Source organism: Rhizobium sp. TBD182 (assembly GCF_001950375.1).
GTDB classification, from domain to species: Bacteria; Pseudomonadota; Alphaproteobacteria; order Rhizobiales; family Rhizobiaceae; genus Agrobacterium; species Agrobacterium tumefaciens.
On sequence record NZ_BDLN01000010.1, the window covers coordinates 160,101 to 177,024 of the forward strand.

General features: G+C 59.7%; 16 protein-coding genes. All 16 read right to left on the reverse strand.

Annotated features, from left to right (window positions below):
• The coding region (locus tag T18_RS27895) for an aromatic amino acid lyase (RefSeq protein WP_323455256.1) at nucleotides 1-860 on the reverse strand (860 nt) is incomplete at its 3' end.
• A complete protein-coding gene (locus T18_RS23175; protein WP_051489771.1) occupies nucleotides 857-1,672 on the reverse strand; it encodes a quaternary amine ABC transporter ATP-binding protein in 816 nt (271 codons plus the stop codon). The genes T18_RS23175 and T18_RS27895, both read right to left, overlap by 4 nt.
• Complete coding sequence (locus tag T18_RS23180) at nucleotides 1,665-2,522, reverse strand: ABC transporter permease (protein ID WP_038497115.1); 858 nt, start codon at nucleotides 2,520-2,522, stop codon at nucleotides 1,665-1,667. Before T18_RS23180 ends, T18_RS23175 begins: the two co-directional genes overlap by 8 nt.
• Nucleotides 2,523-2,596: 74 nt before the next feature.
• Nucleotides 2,597-3,628, reverse strand: a complete 1,032-nt coding sequence (locus tag T18_RS23185) for an ABC transporter substrate-binding protein (protein ID WP_038497118.1) — start codon at nucleotides 3,626-3,628, stop codon at nucleotides 2,597-2,599.
• Between the two features lie 90 nt (nucleotides 3,629-3,718).
• Nucleotides 3,719-5,077, reverse strand: a complete 1,359-nt coding sequence (locus tag T18_RS23190) for a dihydroorotase (protein ID WP_038497121.1) — start codon at nucleotides 5,075-5,077, stop codon at nucleotides 3,719-3,721.
• 17 nt (nucleotides 5,078-5,094) lie between these two features.
• Complete coding sequence (locus T18_RS23195; RefSeq protein ID WP_046205670.1) at nucleotides 5,095-7,425, reverse strand: molybdopterin guanine dinucleotide-containing S/N-oxide reductase; 2,331 nt, start codon at nucleotides 7,423-7,425, stop codon at nucleotides 5,095-5,097.
• Entirely contained in the window at nucleotides 7,422-9,071 is a 1,650-nt protein-coding gene (locus T18_RS23200; RefSeq protein WP_038497124.1) for a urocanate hydratase, read from the reverse strand. Before T18_RS23200 ends, T18_RS23195 begins: the two co-directional genes overlap by 4 nt.
• Nucleotides 9,068-10,384: a Zn-dependent hydrolase gene (locus T18_RS23205; protein ID WP_038497127.1), complete on the reverse strand. Its 1,317-nt coding sequence runs from the start codon at nucleotides 10,382-10,384 to the stop codon at nucleotides 9,068-9,070. The genes T18_RS23200 and T18_RS23205 overlap by 4 nt, the downstream gene beginning before the upstream one ends.
• Nucleotides 10,381-10,992 carry a glutathione S-transferase family protein gene (locus tag T18_RS23210; RefSeq protein ID WP_038497130.1) on the reverse strand — a complete coding sequence of 204 codons (612 nt, stop codon included), beginning with the start codon at nucleotides 10,990-10,992 and terminating at the stop codon, nucleotides 10,381-10,383. Before T18_RS23210 ends, T18_RS23205 begins: the two co-directional genes overlap by 4 nt.
• Complete coding sequence (locus T18_RS23215) at nucleotides 10,992-12,089, reverse strand: DUF917 family protein (RefSeq protein ID WP_038497133.1); 1,098 nt, start codon at nucleotides 12,087-12,089, stop codon at nucleotides 10,992-10,994. The genes T18_RS23210 and T18_RS23215 overlap by 1 nt, the downstream gene beginning before the upstream one ends.
• Nucleotides 12,086-12,838: an IclR family transcriptional regulator gene (locus T18_RS23220; RefSeq protein WP_046205671.1), complete on the reverse strand. Its 753-nt coding sequence runs from the start codon at nucleotides 12,836-12,838 to the stop codon at nucleotides 12,086-12,088. Before T18_RS23220 ends, T18_RS23215 begins: the two co-directional genes overlap by 4 nt.
• Before the next feature lie 9 nt (nucleotides 12,839-12,847).
• Complete coding sequence (locus tag T18_RS23225; protein WP_046205672.1) at nucleotides 12,848-13,591, reverse strand: ABC transporter ATP-binding protein; 744 nt, start codon at nucleotides 13,589-13,591, stop codon at nucleotides 12,848-12,850.
• Nucleotides 13,592-13,593: 2 nt separating this feature from the next.
• Nucleotides 13,594-14,340, reverse strand: coding sequence for an ABC transporter ATP-binding protein (locus tag T18_RS23230; protein WP_038497136.1), 747 nt, complete (start codon nucleotides 14,338-14,340; stop codon nucleotides 13,594-13,596).
• Nucleotides 14,337-15,206 carry a branched-chain amino acid ABC transporter permease gene (locus T18_RS23235; protein WP_038497140.1) on the reverse strand — a complete coding sequence of 290 codons (870 nt, stop codon included), beginning with the start codon at nucleotides 15,204-15,206 and terminating at the stop codon, nucleotides 14,337-14,339. The genes T18_RS23230 and T18_RS23235 overlap by 4 nt, the downstream gene beginning before the upstream one ends.
• Entirely contained in the window at nucleotides 15,203-16,072 is an 870-nt protein-coding gene (locus T18_RS23240) for a branched-chain amino acid ABC transporter permease (protein WP_038497143.1), read from the reverse strand. Before T18_RS23240 ends, T18_RS23235 begins: the two co-directional genes overlap by 4 nt.
• A gap of 54 nt (nucleotides 16,073-16,126) precedes the next feature.
• A partial coding sequence (locus tag T18_RS23245) for an ABC transporter substrate-binding protein (RefSeq protein WP_159440608.1) occupies nucleotides 16,127-16,924 on the reverse strand: 798 nt, incomplete at its 5' end.

A 16,924-nucleotide genomic window follows, 5' to 3' on the forward strand; every position in this document is an offset into this window, starting at 1 on the left:
ACCGCGCCGTGGATTTGCGGTATGGCTCTGAGGCTTAACGGATCTTGCGTGCGCCGACCCGCCATTTCAGCCAGTATAGGGCTGCCGTTCAGGTAAAGCCGCAGCCTCGCTCCAACCTCCTGCAATCCCCGCGACTGGCGCATGGAAAGCGTTTCCATTTCAAATGTGCCGGCCTGGTTGCCCAGGTTTTCGTAGGTCATCGATGCTGCCGCATCGGCCCAGCCAGCCAGCCGGTTTGCCCGATCCAGCGCCACACACGCAATTCCGGTCGAACAAGCGGTGCCGTTAATGAGGCTCAAGCCTTCCTTCGCCTCAAGGACAAGCGGTTGCCAGCCGATCTCGGCCAAAGCGGCTGCACCGTTCAGCTTCTTGTTGCGGTAGACCGCGAACCCACTACCTATCATCACCAGAGCGACTGCCGCCGCATGGGTCAGATATCCGACAGAACCTTTTGATCGAACAACCGGAATGCAATCCTGTATCAGCATGGTGCAGAGCAGTTCGACAAGCTCGATGCGTACGCCGGACTTGCCGAGAGCGAAATTATTGACCATCGTCGCCATGACGGCGCGTGTTTCGACCCTCCCCAATGGTTCGCCAACACCGCAGGCGTGGCTCATGATGATGTTGCGCGATAGGGTCTGCTGGTCTGCGCGATCGATGATCACGTCACAAAGAGCGCCGACCCCGGTGTTGATCCCATAGCCGCGAATGCCTTTTTCCACGATCGCTTCGACAAGTCCGCGGGCATAGCATATCCTGTCGCGAGCGTTCTGCGAAAGCGCGATGTCGGCACCCGAGGCAACCGCTGCAATCTGGCGCCAGGAGAGTGGGTGATCTATGACGACGGGGTCAGTCATGCTGGAACCTGTTTTCCTTTGACGAAACGAGCAACGTAATCGTTGGCGGGGTTGGCGAGGATGGCGCTCGGGGTGCCGACCTGAACAACCTGACCGTCCTTCAGAATTGCGATTTCCGAGCCGATCTTAAGGGCTTCGTCCAGATCGTGCGTGATGAACACGACCGTCTTGGACAGGTTCTTCTGCAAGTCCAGCAATTGGTCCTGCATGTCCGAGCGGATCAGCGGATCGAGAGCGCTGAACGCCTCGTCCATGAGTATGACGTCGGTATCGGCCGCAAGAGCACGAGCCAGACCAACGCGCTGCTTCATTCCGCCCGAAAGCGAATACGGGTATCTGTCCTCGTATCCAGACAGACCAACCACATCGATCCACTTCCTGCCTATTTCACGTGCAGCGTCCTCGGGAGTTCCCCGTATGCGCTGTCCGTAAATGACGTTCTGCAGCACAGTACGATGCGGCAAAAGCCCAAAACTCTGGAAGACCATGCTGACACGATGCATGCGGAAATCGCGTAGCTGTCCAGGTTTCAGATCCAGGATATTTTTGCCGTCGAAAAGTATTTCCCCAGTGGTCGGTTCGATCAGTCGGTTAATGTGGCGAACCAGCGTCGATTTCCCCGACCCGGACAACCCCATGATAACAAAGATCTTGCCGGCCGCGATTGACATGCTGACTTCGTTGAGGCCGACGGAGCATCCGCACTTTGCCAATACCTCCGGCTTGTCCGAACCATCGCGGATCATTTTCAGCGCCGTTTTCACGTCCTTACCGAAAATTTTCGAAACGTTGCGAATTTCGATGTCAGCCATGCTCGGCTTCCTCCCGTTTGGAGCGGCCGAAGCCCTGAGTGATCCTGTCGAGTACTATTGCGAGGATGACAATCCCGATCCCCGCCTCGAGCCCTTTGCCCACGTTCAGCGTTTGAATCCCGTTGAGCACCTGTTCACCCAGCCCGCGTGCTCCGATCATCGAAGCAACAACGACCATTGAAAGCGCCATCATGATCGTCTGGTTGAGACCAGCCATGATCGTCGGGACCGCGAGCGGAAGTTCGACACCAAACAGGATTTGGCTCCGGCTTCCGCCGAATGCAGTCGCCGCCTCGACAACTTCCTTGTCCACCTGGCGGATACCGAGGTCGGTCAGGCGGATGAGCGGCGGAACCGCATATACGATGGTTGCCAGAATGGCGGGCACCTTGCCGAGGCCAAAAAGCATGAGAGCAGGAATGAGATAGACGAAGCTCGGCATCGTCTGCATGACGTCGAGCACCGGCAGGACCACAGACCGCATCAACCTGGATTTGGCGACCGAAATGCCGACCGGGATGCCGATCACGATCGAAACCACGGTTGCCATCAGCATCAGCGCCAATGTCTGCATCGTCAAATCCCAGAGGCCGAGCAGGCCTCCAAGCATCAACAGAAGCCCCACCATCAGGGTCAGGCCGATCCGATGCGAACTCTGCCAAGCCAAGCCCATGAACACGGCGAGGATGACCCACCAGGGCAGCCCGCGCAGGATCCATTCGAAGAATAGAACGCCTTGCAGAATCGCGTTGGAGATTGCCTTGAAGACCCCTCCATAGTTGACGACGAGACCTTGAACGAATGCGTTCACGGGAGCCGCGATAGATATATGTAAACTCTCTGGGAACATGAGGCTTTCTTTCGCCGGTTGTCACCCTGCACTGCGACAGTACGTTGTGCAGGGTGACGATTTCGTCGGACTGGTTATTTCAGGCTTGCTGTAATTTTCGCCTTTGCCTGCGGAGAAACCCACGAGCCCCAGACGTCTGTCTTGTTCTTGAGGAAATAAGCCGCCGCCGCCGCGCCATCCAATTGCTTGTCTGTCATATAGGCGAGCGTTGCATTGACTTCCGATAGCGGTATGGTCGCTTTTTCAAGAACGGCGACGATCTCCGGAGCGGCTTTGGCGAACTCGGCGTTCACGCCATAGGTGACGGCGACGCTCGGAAAGGCACAGGCCTGATCGCGCTTGCCGGTCACGCTGCTGAGTTCCTTCCAGCATGCGTCGCTGTAGGATGGTTCTTCGAGCTGCACGAGCTTGTACTTGCCCATGACAGCGGTCGGTGACCAGTAGTAGAAAAGCAGGGGTTCGCCCTGTGCGTAAGCCGAAGCAATCGCTGCGTCCAAAGCCGTGCCCGTGCCGGGACGGAAATTGGTATAATCCTTGGTCAGATTGTAGGCTTCAAGCTTGGCGCTGCTGATCGCCTCGCAAGACCATCCGGAAGGGCAATTCAGGAAGCGACCCTTGGAGGGTTCTTCGGGATCAGCAAAGATTGCCATCATTTTCGGGTCTGCAAGCTGTGACACGCTCTTCAGGCCTGGAGCCACAGCATTGATGCCGCGGGCTTTATCGCCGTGGATCACATAGTCAGGAACGAACCAGCCCTCGGAGGCGCCAACAAACGGCTGCCCAGCATTGATGACCGTACCTTTCGCGATGGCTTCGTTCCAGACATCGCTTCGCCCGACCCATTGCTCGGCGAAGATCTGGATGTCGTTGGTCACTGTGGCATGTTCGAGGACCACCGACGTGCCCGGGATGGATTCCACAGCGCAGTCATAACCTTTGGCCAGAACCGTCTTCATAACCTCTGTAATGAAGGAACCGCTTTCCCAGTCAAGACCGGCGAACTTGACCGTTTTGCCAGCCTCGCAATAGGAGGCCGCGGAGCTGGTGCCGGCCGAAGCCACGAGCATCAGACTTGAAATAACAAGAGACGTTCTTAGCATTTTCATCGAGTTTCCCTTCTGGAAGTGGAGTTTTGTGTTTTTATTGACGTCACCGCCGCATCGAGTGGCGAGGCAGACTTCGCGATCGAAACGACACTACGAATTCACGGGTTTGACGAAACGGCCGCTTCCGGGTTCAGAGCTTACCGTCTTGCCGTCGAACACGACCTTTCCACGAAGGAATGTCGCGATCGGCCGATAGGGAAGCTCGATGCCCTCATAGGGGCTCCATGAAACGAAGTTGTGCCCGCTGGCGGCCGGATCGTAGAGGTGAGGGTCATGCGCAATGACGACCAAGTCTGCATCGTGACCCGGCGAAATCGAACCTTTTTGGTGCCCGATCCGAAACAGCCGCGCAGGGTTGGATGCCAGCAGGCGCGCAGCCCATGTAACAGGGAGATCGCGCTCGGTAAGACCTTTCAGCAGGAGCGGGTAAAGGGCTTCGAGCCCTGGAACACCGGACGCGTTCTTCAGCATGTCAGGGTCGGTCTTGCGATCCTCCGACCAACTGACGTGGTCGGTCGAGACGACGGTCACGTTGCCGGCGGCAAGATGTTTCCACAGCTTGTCCACCTGTTCCCGGGGACGTATCGGTGGATTGATTTTTGCCTTTCCGCCCAGCCTTTTGACGTCGTTCTCCTCGTCCAGAATGAGGTAGTGAATGCAGGCCTCAACCGTTGCATCATACCCCTGTTGGCGGTAGGCACTGCAGAGATCGTAGCCGCGGCCGACCGAGCAATGGACGACATGAGCGGAGCAACCGCTCTGTGCGCCCAGCTCATAGACTTCGGCCATTGCCAGCGTTTCGGTGACAGGCGGTCGCGACATGCCGTGGGCGCGATAGTCACGAATGCCAGACGCGTCCACCCCGGCGATCGCGGCGCGCACCATTTCATCATTCTCGTTGTGAACGCCGGCAGCCAGGCCATGCTTGGCAATCTCGGAAAAGCAGGCATAGAGCGTTTGCGGCGCAATGCGGGGGAACCGCTTGGAATCGGTATTGAAGGTCGAGAACTTGAATGCGGATACGCCTGCCTTGACCATGCCCGCGATTTCCTTCGGACCATCCTCCGGGGCGATCGTTCCGTAAAGCGCGAAATCGACACGCGCTTGCGCTCCGGCCTCGGCTGCCTTCTGGCGGACCCGATCACCATTGCAAACCAGGAACGCCGCGTCGTACGGCATGTCGACGATGGTGGTCACGCCGCCGGCCGCCGCGGAACGGGTAGACCAGATAAAGTCTTCCTGGTCCTTCTGCGAGCGAGAATGGACCTGCGCATCGATTGCGCCCGGCAGCACATAGGCACTGCCGAAATCATGCCGCTCGACGGCGGAGGGCGCCGGACCGGCACCCACCCGTTCGGTGACGCCGGCGCGAATGGCGACATAACCGTTGTCGATAACCCGGTCCGACAGCACGATCCGTCCGGTTACAACCATATCAAAGTCACTCATTGGGTATCCTCAGTCGTCTAACTTGCATTGCGGGGGACGATCGGTGGCGGCCGGCGGATCGTTACGTCTGGCGGTTCGTCCTGGTAGAGCGACACGTCGACAAGCGTGGAGTTGCAACTGGACCCCTGCGCCAACCGCGATGTGCCGCGGTCAGGCGTGAGGACGTTAGGGTTGCCGTGTTTCTCGAGTGATCCGGATGTTTTCGGATCCGAAGGGTCATACCAGGCGCCGGTCGGGATCTGGACTACGCCGGGCAAAACCGCCTCGGTCAGGACGGCCCCTGCGAGGCACGCGCCCCGGTCGTTGAAGACCCGCACCACGTTTCCCTCTTTTATTCCTCTTGCATCTGCATCTTGCCTATGGAGCAGAAGGCGCGCTCGGCCGGAGACCTTCGCGGCAAGGCTGACAGAGCCCTGATCCAGTTGGCTGTGAAGCTTGTCCGCGGGCTGCGGCGACAGGAGGTGCAAAGGGAACAGCTTGGCCGATGGGCTTCCCAACCACTCTTGCGGCTCTCGCCACACCGGGTGACCTGGGCAATCGTCATAGCCGAAAGCGTCGATCGTCTCCGAAAACAGTTCGATCAACCCGGATGGCGTCTGGAGCGGATACTTTTGAGGATCGTTTCGGAAATCTAAGAAAAGCGTGCTTGTGCTGATCTTGCGCTCGGCCTCGAAGTGTCCAAGGGCCCAGAAGGTGTCGAAATCCGGTAGCGTCACGTCGCCGACAGCGGCTCGTTGTTTCGCCTCGTTATAGAGCGTGCGTATCCACCCGGCTGCGTCTCGTCCACCGGTGAAATCTTGCTCGCGCTGAAAAAGCATGGCCAGAGACCTGAAGATCGAGAAGTCGTCGCGAGCCTGACCGACCGGCTTGATGATCTGCTTCATCGCGAGCGCGAGGTTCTCCCGGTTGGCAAATGCCAGGTCTTCCCGCTCGAGCGTCGTGGTTACCGGAAGGACGATATCGGCATGGCGCGCAGTTGCGGTCCAATAGGGTTCGTGGACAATGACCGTTTCAGGCCGCTGCCATGCTTCCGCGAGCCGGTTCAGGTCCTGGTGGTGGTGGAATGGATTGCCACCGGCCCAGTAGACGAGCCGGATGTCGGGATAGGTCAGCGTCCTGCCGTCGAACTCGAACGCCTTTCCCGGGCTCTCCAGCATATCCGCCAGCCGGGCGACCGGGATCACCTGACCGATCGGGTTGTTGCCCTGCGGGAGCGACGGCCATTTGAAGCCAAGCTCCGCACGTCCGGCGCCGTTCGTGGAGGAATAGCCGAAGCCAAAGCCCCCGCCGGGTAGCCCGATCTGGCCCAGCATCGCGGCGAGCGCGACGGTCATCCAATAAGGCTGTTCGCCGTGATCTGCGCGCTGTATGGCCCAGTTGACCATGATCATCGTCCGCACCGCGGCCATATCCCGCGCCAGTGCCCGGATGAAGTCCGGTTCGACCCCGCAGATCGCCGCGGCCCATCCCGGAGTTTTTGCCGCGCCGTCGGTCTCGCCGAGGATGTAGGCACGTAACTTTTCAAACCCGACACAGTAACGCTGCAGAAAATCGACGTCGTGCAGTTCTTCCGTGAGAAGAGTATGGGCGATCGCCAACATCATCGCGGTGTCGGTATTCGGCCTGAGTGGCACCCACTCAGACTCGACACCCTCTGGACCGTCGTCACGAACCGGGGAGATATTGACAAACCGGACGCCGCTCGCCCGGGCGTTTTTCATGGCTGACAGCACTTCGTGCCGGCCAAGTCCGCCGGCCTGAACCTGTGCGTTACGCTTTGGGATGCCGCCGAAGCAAACGACCAACCGTCCCTCGTTGGCGATGCCGTCCCAGGTCGAATGACTGCCTGTGAGGCCGTTCATGCTGCCGATGATATGCGGGAGCAAAACTTCGCCGGCAGCATACGAGTAGGAATTGACGGAACCGGTATAGCCCCCGATCGTATTCAGGAACCGATGTAGCTGGCCCTGTGCGTGATGAAAGCGCCCAGCACTCGCCCAGCCGTAAGAACCCCCGTAGATGGCGCCGTTGCCGTGCTCGTCGCACACACGCTGCAGCTCGCCCGCCACCAGATCGAGCGCTTCATCCCATTCGAGTTCCACGAACGGGTCCGCGCCGCGGCGGCCTGCCGCACGTGATCCCTTGCGCTCCAGCCATTCCCGGCGAAATGAAGGTCTGCTAACCCGAAGCGGTCCATCTACCGCGCCAACAAAGGATTGCCCGATCGGCGACGGGTCTGGATCCCCAGCCCAGGGCTCTACAGCCTTCAGACAACCGTTCTCGGTCTCAACCAAATAGGTTCCCCAATGGGTCGCCGTCAGTTGACTGTTCGACGTGGGAGTGGTCACCGAACGCTCCCTTGCAACTGTTCGGCGATGCCGATGCCTGCCTGCCGAGCCTTCGTGCGTGCTGTTTCGTATCCGGCGCTTGCGTGACGAAGCACGCCCATGCCGGTATCATTGTCCATCACCCGTGCCAGGCGGCTGGCGGCGTCCTGCGTGCCTGTTGCGATAGTGGTCACGCCCGCCGACTGTGCCCAGTTGCCCATTCCGTGCAGGGCCACGAGATCGGCGCCAGATGCGCAATTGAGCAATGCGTTCAAGATCGGCCAGTCCGATATGGCGTCCGAGCCGTCGGCCATGTTTTCCGTCTCGCGATGCGGCAAGGTTGCTGAGCCTGAATCAAGATGGTCACGAGTAAACGCAATCGGACCCTTCAAAGCACCCTTTGCGACCAGATCATTGACGGCGAGTGCCAGCTGTTTGCGTTCCCCAAGACCAAGCCAGCCTATGCGAGCCGGTAGCCCGGTAAACTGGACATGATCGCGGGCGGTGCGGATCCAGCTCGATATGCGATGGTCTGACGGGAACATCTGCAGGATCAGATCGTCGATCGCGTGGATGTCCCCCGGCTCGCCGGATGCTGCGATCCAGCGAAATGGCCCAATCCCCTCGCAAAACAGCGGGCGGATGAAAAGTTCGATGAAGGACCCAAAGCCGAATGCCTCTTCCAGTCCGCCCTGTTTCGCATATTTTCGCAGATTGTTGCCGTATTCGAAGACCAGAGATCCGCGCTCCTTCAGCCTCAGCATCGCTTTGACGTGCATAGCAAGGGTCGCGCTGGACTGCTGCTTCAGGGAGTCGGGATCCGATTGGCGTAGGTCCGCGGCCTGATTGGTGCTCATGCCGGATGGCACATAGCCGGCGACGGGATCAGCGATGGTCTGGTCGGTGACGATATCCGGCGTGATCTCCCTCGTGACCAATTCCGACAGGACGTCGGCAATGTTTCCCACGAGGCCCACGGACAGGCCCTCGCCGGCGCTGCGCGCCACGTCACACCATGCGAGTGCCTCGTCGAGGCTGTAGGTCAGTCGCTGGCAATATCCGGTGTCGACGCGACGTTGAATGCGCCTCGCATCGACCTCGACGACGAGCGTGGCCGCGCCTGCGAGTTGCCCCGCGAGCGGCTGCGCGCCGCTCATCCCTCCGCATCCTCCCGTGACGATCAGCCGGCCTTTCAGCGAACCGTCGAAATGAAGGCGGGCAGCGGTCATGAATGTTTCATAGGTCCCCTGAAGGATGCCCTGGCTGCCGATATACTGCCATGCTGCAGCGGTCATGCCTGGCATGATCGTCAAACCCTTGCGCTCAAGGGCGCGGAAGTCGTCGTCTCCTGCCCAGCCGCCCACCACGTTTCCGTTGGCCATCAAGACGAGCGGTGTCGTTCCTTGCGAGGGGAACAGGCCGACAGGGCGACCCGATTGCATGATCAGTGTCTGGTCCTCCTCCAGACGTTTCAGCGCCGCAACCGCTTGGTCGAAGCTCTCCCAGTCGCGCGCGGCTTTTGCCCAGGACATGTAGATCACGAGGTCGGCCGGGTTCTCGGCGTTCTCCAGATTGTTCTCCAACAGGCGCAGGATGGTTTCCTGCCGCCAGCCCTTGCACCGCAGGTCTGGACCGCGCATCGCTTGAAAGCTGCGTTCACTTTTCATTGGAGTTCCTTGCATTGTGTCTGCTGCTGACGCGATTGATTGAAAGCTTGGTCGCCGTCGACGCGCAGCAGTGTTTCCAGAAGGATTGCCGCACCGTTGGCGCATTGCTGGGCCGGGGTCCACTCCTCGGGGCAGTGGCTGCGACCTTCCCGGCTGGGAACGAAGACCATTGCTATAGGCGCCACCTGCGCGACGAAGGAAGAATCGTGCCCTGCCCCGCTTGCCATCGACAGCGTCGACAATCCCAGATCAGATGCGGCCATACGCATATGATCGCGCAGGCGCTGGTCACAGTGGGCCGGCAACGAATCCGACAATTGACGAAACACCGCTCGTTCGACCTTTGCTGTGGTCGCCGCATGCAGGCTCGCTTTGTCGATCGTCGCGACGAATTCGGAAAGTTGCGCTGCGTCCTCAGCCCGGGCCTCGACAATCAGGCGAGCGAGCCGTGGTACGACATTGGCTGCGTTAGGCTCGACTTGGATTGCTCCTGTCGTTGCTATGAAATAGCCCCTCCCCGCTGCTGCGAACTGCTCACCGGATGAGCGAACCGAACTGATGGTCGATGCCGCTGCCACCAGCGCGTCGCGCCTCAGGTCGAACGGCGTTGCTCCGGCATGATCCGCAGCCCCGAGAAACTCGATCTCCAGACGAACGATACCGACAATACTGGAAACGATGCCCAGGTCGGTGCCACTGCTTTCGAGAACGCGTCCCTGTTCGATGTGAAGTTCGAGAAAGGCTGCGAGATCCGAGCGTCGAGCCAGGAACAATTTGTCAGGCTGTCCGCCGATCCGAGCTATTGCCTGCCCCAGCGTCTCACCCTGCGAATTCTCAAACGGAAGGAAATGCTCCGGCAGGTGTCCCGACAGCGCCCTGCTGCCGACGCACGAGAGGCCGTATTCACTGGGCTCCTCGGCCAGAAAGTCGATGATTTCGATCGGGTGACGCGTATGGATATTACGTTCGCGCAGGGTGCGGATGACCTCCAGTCCAGCGAGCACGCCGAGAATGCCGTCAAATCGACCTCCGGATGGCACTGTATCCGAATGCGAGCCAATCGCGATCGGCGGAAGATCCGGCTCGCTCCCCTCCAGACGGCCGATCAGATTCGCGGCGGTGTCGTAAGACACGCTCATCCCAGCTTCGCGGAAGCGATTTTCGATCCAAGACCGTCCCTCCAGAAAGCAGGAGCTGAACGAACGGCGCGTATAGGGGCGACCCGACTCCGTTATATCGGCAAGGGTCATCAGGTCCTGCCAGAGCCGATCCGCATTGACAGCCGAATTGGAAGTTGGATCACGGACAGTCATTGTTGGCCTCCGGCGACCAGCGCTTCGTAAGCAGGCAGCGCCTCGAAGCGAGCAATCCACGCTTGGACATTCGGCCAGGTCGACAGGTCAAACCCACCTTCCGGCGACAGACGGATGTAAGGGTAGAGAGCAAAATCCGCAGCACTCAGACCATGATCATGAAGCCATTGATGTTCGCCGAGTGCCCTTTCGACCGGCGCCAGGGCCGCTGCGACGATGCCGTGATAATGCGAGATCACCTCGGCTTGCGCATCCGTCTGGCCGGTCATCGCATAGAACCGTGGATACGCCAGAAAACGGCCTAGATCGGCCTGCTCGTAGAACAGCCAGGCGGTGACGGCGGCGCGCCCCTTCGGGTCCTGCGGAAGGAGATCCGTTCCTTCTGAGAAATGCAGCAGGATCGCACCGGATTCGCTCAGATGCGTTCCGTCCGGCAGCCCGACGACGGGAACGCGTTGAAAACGACTGAGCTTCTCAAAATCGGCACTCTTGTGCGTGCCCTCCGCGAGATTCATCGTCACCCGTTTGAACGGGATGTTCAAGTGGCGCAGGAGCAGGCGAACCTTCCAGGCGTTGCCGGAAAGCTTGCTATCGTAAAGCGTAATCATTATTCGGAGACTTCACTATTGGTTTCAAGGTAGGAAAACAGATCGACACCAAGGGCTTCCTCGACCTCCGCAAAAACGCTTGGATCGAGGGCGCCCTTGCCCAACGGGAAACCTGAGCGATTGGCGACGACGATGGAAACCTCAGCACCTTCCGGAAGCTGGGCAATGGCGATCGGATCACCCGTAACCGGGTCGAGCGATCCGATCATGTCGGGAAACGTCGCGACCCGCTGGCCATCGCGATCCGCGGTCATGAATTCATTGTAGATCCCAAGAACAATTTCGCGTGCGCCATCCGAAATCACCAGCCGCCCGACGTCGAAGCCATTGCGGTAAACCACGCTGTTCTCGAGCACGGTACCGGTAACCAGAACGTCGCCCTTCATGAAATCGGCGGCGGCGCGGATCCGAGCGCTGCCAGGCGCTGCTTCCAGCATAGCCTTGCCAAGGTCGACCTGGAAACTGATTGCGCCCAGGGCAGCATTCGCAGCCACGAATGAGGTTTCGTATGGCCCTCGGGCAGAGGCGACCAGCCCGCCGCTGATGATGGCGGCGTGGCGCATCACTTGCGAGGTCTTGACCAAATTGCCTTGCGCGATCACCGAGATTTTCGAGCCGGTTTCCGTGTAGCCGGCCTGGGCGACCTGATACAGAAACGCATCCGGCTTGGATGCCAATCCCATGCCACCCATCTGGACAGTCGGGTGACCGCGTCCGTTGGCTGCTGCATCAATATATGGAATATCGAGAGCGGCTGCGACGAGCCAGCCATTGAAGCCCGGGACATGGCCGCAAATGACCCCGTCCGGCTTTTTCCCGAGCCTTTCGATGAGAGACCGGGCGGCATCGACATGATCGCGCAAAACAAGTTCCGGCTTGGCAAATCCAGGAGCACCGACCGAAGTGGAGATAAGGACGTAGCCATCTGGATCCAGCGCATCGACGGAGACCAGGGAGATGTCGCCATAGCCAAGCGCGACTTCCGCCGCAAGGTCATGCCGCTCCAGCGAGCGGGCCACACCGCTGCCGCCTGCGGAAAGCAGGAGACCCCCAATCATTGCAGGCTCAACGTCTTGCCGCGTCAGCTTCCGTTTCATTTCAAACCTCTTTGGCGGGTTTCAGACGGGTTTTTCCCGGCCCATGCGGGTGCCCCGAGATGGGACGACAGGTCCTGTGCTTCCGCGACCAGCCGATCGCCTGTGCGCGCAATGAAGGTCTCATCGACGCGGTAGCTGGGGCTGGTGACGCTTAGGGCGGCAATGATCTGGGCGTCCGCGCCATAAACGGGTACAGCCACAGCGGTTACGTCCGGTTCGAGCGTCGTGGTCCGGAGGGAAAAACCGTCCGCGTTCACCCTGCCGGCAATCGCATCGCCTATCGCCGTTCCATCAAGCGGGACAGATCGGCCGATCCAGTTGTCGTGACGCACTGAGTGGCGGCTTGCCACCTGGCGAAGATACAGAACCTGCCCGTCATTGGTGGGAATTGCCAGATTGGCCGATTCCCCAGTCACACTGGCCAGACGCTCCAGATATTCCTCTGCGACATCGTAAAGCTCCACCCCATGCAGTGCGACGACACCGATCCGCAGCAACCGTCCGCCTGGCATGTAGCGGCCATCGGCAAGCCGACGTATAAACCGGGAGGCTTCGAGTGTTCCGAGCAAGCGCGATACGGTGCTTAGCGGAAGATCGACGGCACGCGCGGCTTCCGTAAGCGTAATGGTCTTCTGTTCGGCGCTGAAGCATCCGAGAAGATCGAATGCACGCTCGACGGACCTGACCGTCGCACGGTCCTGACTCCCGCCATCCCGCTTGGTCGTTTCTGTTTTTTTCTCATCGTCCATGGGGTTCTCCTACTGCGCCCTGGGGACTGAACTGCCGCTTGCTTCGGCGGTGTCGAGCCCGAGATAGGTTCCAAAGAAATTTTCCGTCCCGCGAATCTCCGCCGGCGTACCAGCACCGACGACTCGCCCTGAGGAGAGGACAACGACCTGGTCGGCGATATCAAGTGCGCGATCCGTGTTTTGCTCGACCAGAACGATCGCCAGCCCTTCGGACTTCAAACGGGAAATCGTCTCCAGGCAAAGGTCGATCATCTTAGGCATCAGGCCGAGCGACAATTCGTCGACCAAGAGCACTTTCGGTGATGTCATCAGGGCGCGCCCGATGGCCAGCATCTGTTGCTCGCCCCCGGACATCAGGCCTGCTGTCTGGCTCCGTCTTTCCGCAAGACGTGGAAAGAGACTGTAAACCCGCTCACGGAGCTTGCGCGCCTGCGCGCGACTCTGCGAATATCCGCCGACGGTCAAATTGTCCTCGACGCTGAGGTCATTGAAGAGCCGGCGGCCTTCCGGAACGACGGACATGCCGAGAAAGGGACGGTGTTGCGCGGGCCTTCCGGTTATGTCCTCGTCATCAAGCCGGATCGTGCCGGCGCTCACCCGCACATGGCCCATGGCGGCCATGATGGTCGATGTTTTCCCCGCTCCATTGGAACCGAGAATGGCGAGAATTTCTCCCTTGCCGACGGTAAAGCTGACCTCGGCAGCAGCGATGACCGCGCCGTAACCACATGTGAGATTGTCGATCGTCAACATTGTCAGTGCCCTCCGAGATAGGCGGAGCGAACGTCTGGCCGTGCCATCACGTCGGCGGGCTCGCCAACCGCCATGAGGCGTCCCTGATCGAGGACGGCCAGCCGCCCGACGATCCGCATCACCTCGGCAAGCCGATGCTCCACGAGCACGATTGTCAGCCCGTCACGGTTCAGGCCGATGATCAAATCGCCAAGCGTCGTGGCCTCGCTTTGATTGAGCCCTGCCAGAGGCTCATCGAGCAGGAGGATATCCGGATCGAGAGCCAGTGCGCGGGCCACTTCGAGACGCTTCAACTGCCCCAAAGGCAAGAGACCTGCGGCTTTGTGAGCGACATCCGCAAGACCGACGCTGCCAAGGAGGTGCATGGCCCGCTGGGACGACGACGCCCTGTCGCGATGAAGCAGGCTGCTGACGGGCGATCGAGTCATCCTGTGGCCGGCAGCCAGCATGACGTTCTCGACGGTCGTCATCGACCGAAACGGTCTGACGATCTGGTGCGTCATTGCGAGGCCCGCGCGTGCGCGCCTGTCGACCTGCGCGCGCGTCACATCCTTGCCGTTCAGTACAATCGTGCCGGACATCGGCTGCACGATGCCGGTCAGCAACCGCAGGAATGTTGTCTTGCCTGCGCCGTTCGGTCCGATCAGTCCAAGGAGCTCACCCTTTTCGACCGCTAGCTCGACGGCCTGCACGGCCTTTATTCCGCCGAACGAAATGCTGACACCCTTGGCTTCCAGTATCGCCGTCATGCTGCGGCCCTCCTGTGCAGGGACCGACCGGCTTTTGCCAGGCTTGCCGTGACGAGACCAGCAAGTCCAGCCGGGCTGAACCGCATGACGAGCACCAGCATGACACCGAAGATCAATTGCCTGTAATCTCCGGCAAAACGGAAAGCTTCAGGAAAAAGCGTCAGCAGCACCGCGCCGGCAAGGACGCCCCAGACCGACCCGATGCCGCCGATGACGACCATGGCGAGGATCGAGACCGACACAAGAAAACTGAAGGCATCAGGCGTGATGAATCGTGCGTAGTAGCAATACAAACCACCGGCCAATCCCGAGAGCGCGCTGGCGATAAAGAAGGCGGCCAGCTTGAAAGCGGGAACCGGTATGGCGATGGCGCGCGCCGCGTGTTCGTCCTCGGCAATCGAGATGAAGGCGAATCCCAGCCAACTCGATTTGATGTAGATGCAAAGCGCAACCGTCGCGAGAACGAGTGCGACGATCAAAGCCACGAAACCGTATTGGCCGAGACCGTGGGCCGGAATGCCCGCGAGGCCCACCTCTCCCCCCAGGAACGCGTTCTTGCGCACGATCCCGAGAAAGAGAAAATTGACAGCAATCGTCGTCACGGCGAGGAAGTCGTGTCTGACGCGCAACGACACCAGCCCGATCACCACGCCGCAAATACCAACAAACAGCGTCACCACGGGAAGAACCGCCCAGAGGGGCCAGCCGGCAAGTGCCAGAAGCGCCGTTGAATAGGCCCCGATACCGTAGAAGGCCGCTTGACCGAGGCTGATCTGACCGCAGAATCCCGCGATGACATTCAGTCCCATCGCAAGGATGACATTGATCCCGATCAGGGGAACCAAACTGACGAGATAACCGCTCATGCCGCTGCCCTCCGGACAAGACCTTCGGGGCGAAGCATCAATGCGGCGATGAGGCAAATGGCAGCAATGGCGTCCCGATCAAGGACATGCGTTAGGAAAACCGTTCCGAACGATTCAGCGACGCCCAGCAGCAGACCGCCGACCAGAGCTCCCGGCATGCTGCCAAGTCCTCCGAGAACGATGATGGCGAGCGCCTTGTAGCTGACGACCATGCCCATATCGGGCTCGACATAATTGTTGAGAAGAGCGATCAGCGCCCCTGCGATACCGGCGAAAGCCGAACCGATGGCGAAGTTGAGATAATGAACCCGGGGAATGTCGATGCCGAACGTCGCCGCCATCTGAGGATTTGCAAGCGTCGCGCGCCATGCAACGCCGGTTCGGGTCAGGCCAACGAACAGTCCGAAGCCGATGAGGATCACCGCCGCACTCACGAGCATCACCAGTTGCAGGATGCCGATCGTGAGATTGCCAATGCCGACTGTCATATACAGATAGGGGTTGTCGTTGAACGAAAGTCCGAGATTTCCGAACACGATCCTGAATGCATCCTCGCACAGGATCAGCAGTCCGACCGAGGCGACCAGTGGTACGAGCGGAGGGCGCGAGAGCAACGGTGCGTAAATCACCTTGTAGATCAGCATGCCCGTCAAAGAGCACACCAGGATCGCTGTCGGAACGCCGAACCAAAGCGATTCGGTAAGGTTTGTGATGACGACACTGACATAAGCGCCGAGGGTGAAAACAGCGGCATGCGCGATATGTAGAATCCGCATCAGCCCGTAAATCAGGGTGAGGCCGAGGGCCATGAGCGCGTACATGCTGCCATAGACCAGGCCCTGGGTGGCCAGCTCGATATAATACATGGCTTGCTCCCGAGGGGCGTTGAGAGAGGGTTGAAGCGTCCTGCGTCGATGCAATCAGTTCGCGATGTCGGTCACGAAGACGAATTTTCCTTTCTTAACTTCGATCACAGGCGTCGGAAGCTGCGCCTCGCGCTCGGGGCTAAAGGCGGCCAGTGCCCCGTAGAAATGCGGAAAATCCTTCGTCGATTGCAGAGCGTTCCGAACTTTCGAGGGATCGGTCGAATTTGCGCGCTTGGAGGCATCGTTCAAAAGCATGAAGGCTGAATAGACAGCAGCAGCCACAGACGGTGATTCAGCACCTTTCGCTTTCAGCGCTTCCATCAGATGCTGAAAGCTCGCATCCTGATTGTCACGGTTGAGCCCATTGATCACATAGACGCCTTCGGCTGCCTGACCGGCGATGGAGATCAGACTGTCGGAATCGAATCCCTGCGTGCCGATAATTGGCGCGGTTATACCGGCGGCACGGAGCTGGATCGCTAGCGGCCCTCCGTGGAAGAAATAACCGGCCACGAAGATGGCGTCGGGGTTGTCGCGCTTGACGCTTGCAACGATGGAGCCGAACTGACGGTCCTTCATTCCGAATGTGTAGGTGTTGATCAGATCGAGATCGAGGTCCTGCACTGCCTGCTGAAACCCGCCGATCGCCGTCTGCCCGTAGTCGTTGTCGACGATGATGGCCGTGACTTTTTTCAGCTTGAGATTTTCGGCGATGAAATGTGCAGCCGAGGTTGCCTGTTGCGGACCGAGTTTGAACGGACGAAAAACCTGATCGCCTGCCTGGGTGATTGCAGGATGCGTCGCATAAGCCGCGATGTAAGGTATGCCGCCCTCCTGGAAAATCGTTGCGGC

Coding starts and splice junctions, on each gene's coding strand:
- T18_RS23240 (WP_038497143.1), bottom strand. CDS start 16,072: ATGTATTATATCGAGCTGGCCACCCAGGGCCTGGTCTATGGCAGCATG.
- T18_RS23210 (WP_038497130.1), bottom strand. CDS start 10,992: ATGATTACGCTTTACGATAGCAAGCTTTCCGGCAACGCCTGGAAGGTT.
- T18_RS23215 (WP_038497133.1), bottom strand. CDS start 12,089: ATGAAACGGAAGCTGACGCGGCAAGACGTTGAGCCTGCAATGATTGGG.
- T18_RS23235 (WP_038497140.1), bottom strand. CDS start 15,206: ATGAGCGGTTATCTCGTCAGTTTGGTTCCCCTGATCGGGATCAATGTC.
- T18_RS23180 (WP_038497115.1), bottom strand. CDS start 2,522: ATGTTCCCAGAGAGTTTACATATATCTATCGCGGCTCCCGTGAACGCA.
- T18_RS23175 (WP_051489771.1), bottom strand. CDS start 1,672: ATGGCTGACATCGAAATTCGCAACGTTTCGAAAATTTTCGGTAAGGAC.
- T18_RS23225 (WP_046205672.1), bottom strand. CDS start 13,591: ATGTTGACGATCGACAATCTCACATGTGGTTACGGCGCGGTCATCGCT.
- T18_RS23220 (WP_046205671.1), bottom strand. CDS start 12,838: ATGGACGATGAGAAAAAAACAGAAACGACCAAGCGGGATGGCGGGAGT.
- T18_RS23230 (WP_038497136.1), bottom strand. CDS start 14,340: ATGACGGCGATACTGGAAGCCAAGGGTGTCAGCATTTCGTTCGGCGGA.
- T18_RS23200 (WP_038497124.1), bottom strand. CDS start 9,071: ATGAAAAGTGAACGCAGCTTTCAAGCGATGCGCGGTCCAGACCTGCGG.
- T18_RS23185 (WP_038497118.1), bottom strand. CDS start 3,628: ATGAAAATGCTAAGAACGTCTCTTGTTATTTCAAGTCTGATGCTCGTG.
- T18_RS23205 (WP_038497127.1), bottom strand. CDS start 10,384: ATGACTGTCCGTGATCCAACTTCCAATTCGGCTGTCAATGCGGATCGG.
- T18_RS23190 (WP_038497121.1), bottom strand. CDS start 5,077: ATGAGTGACTTTGATATGGTTGTAACCGGACGGATCGTGCTGTCGGAC.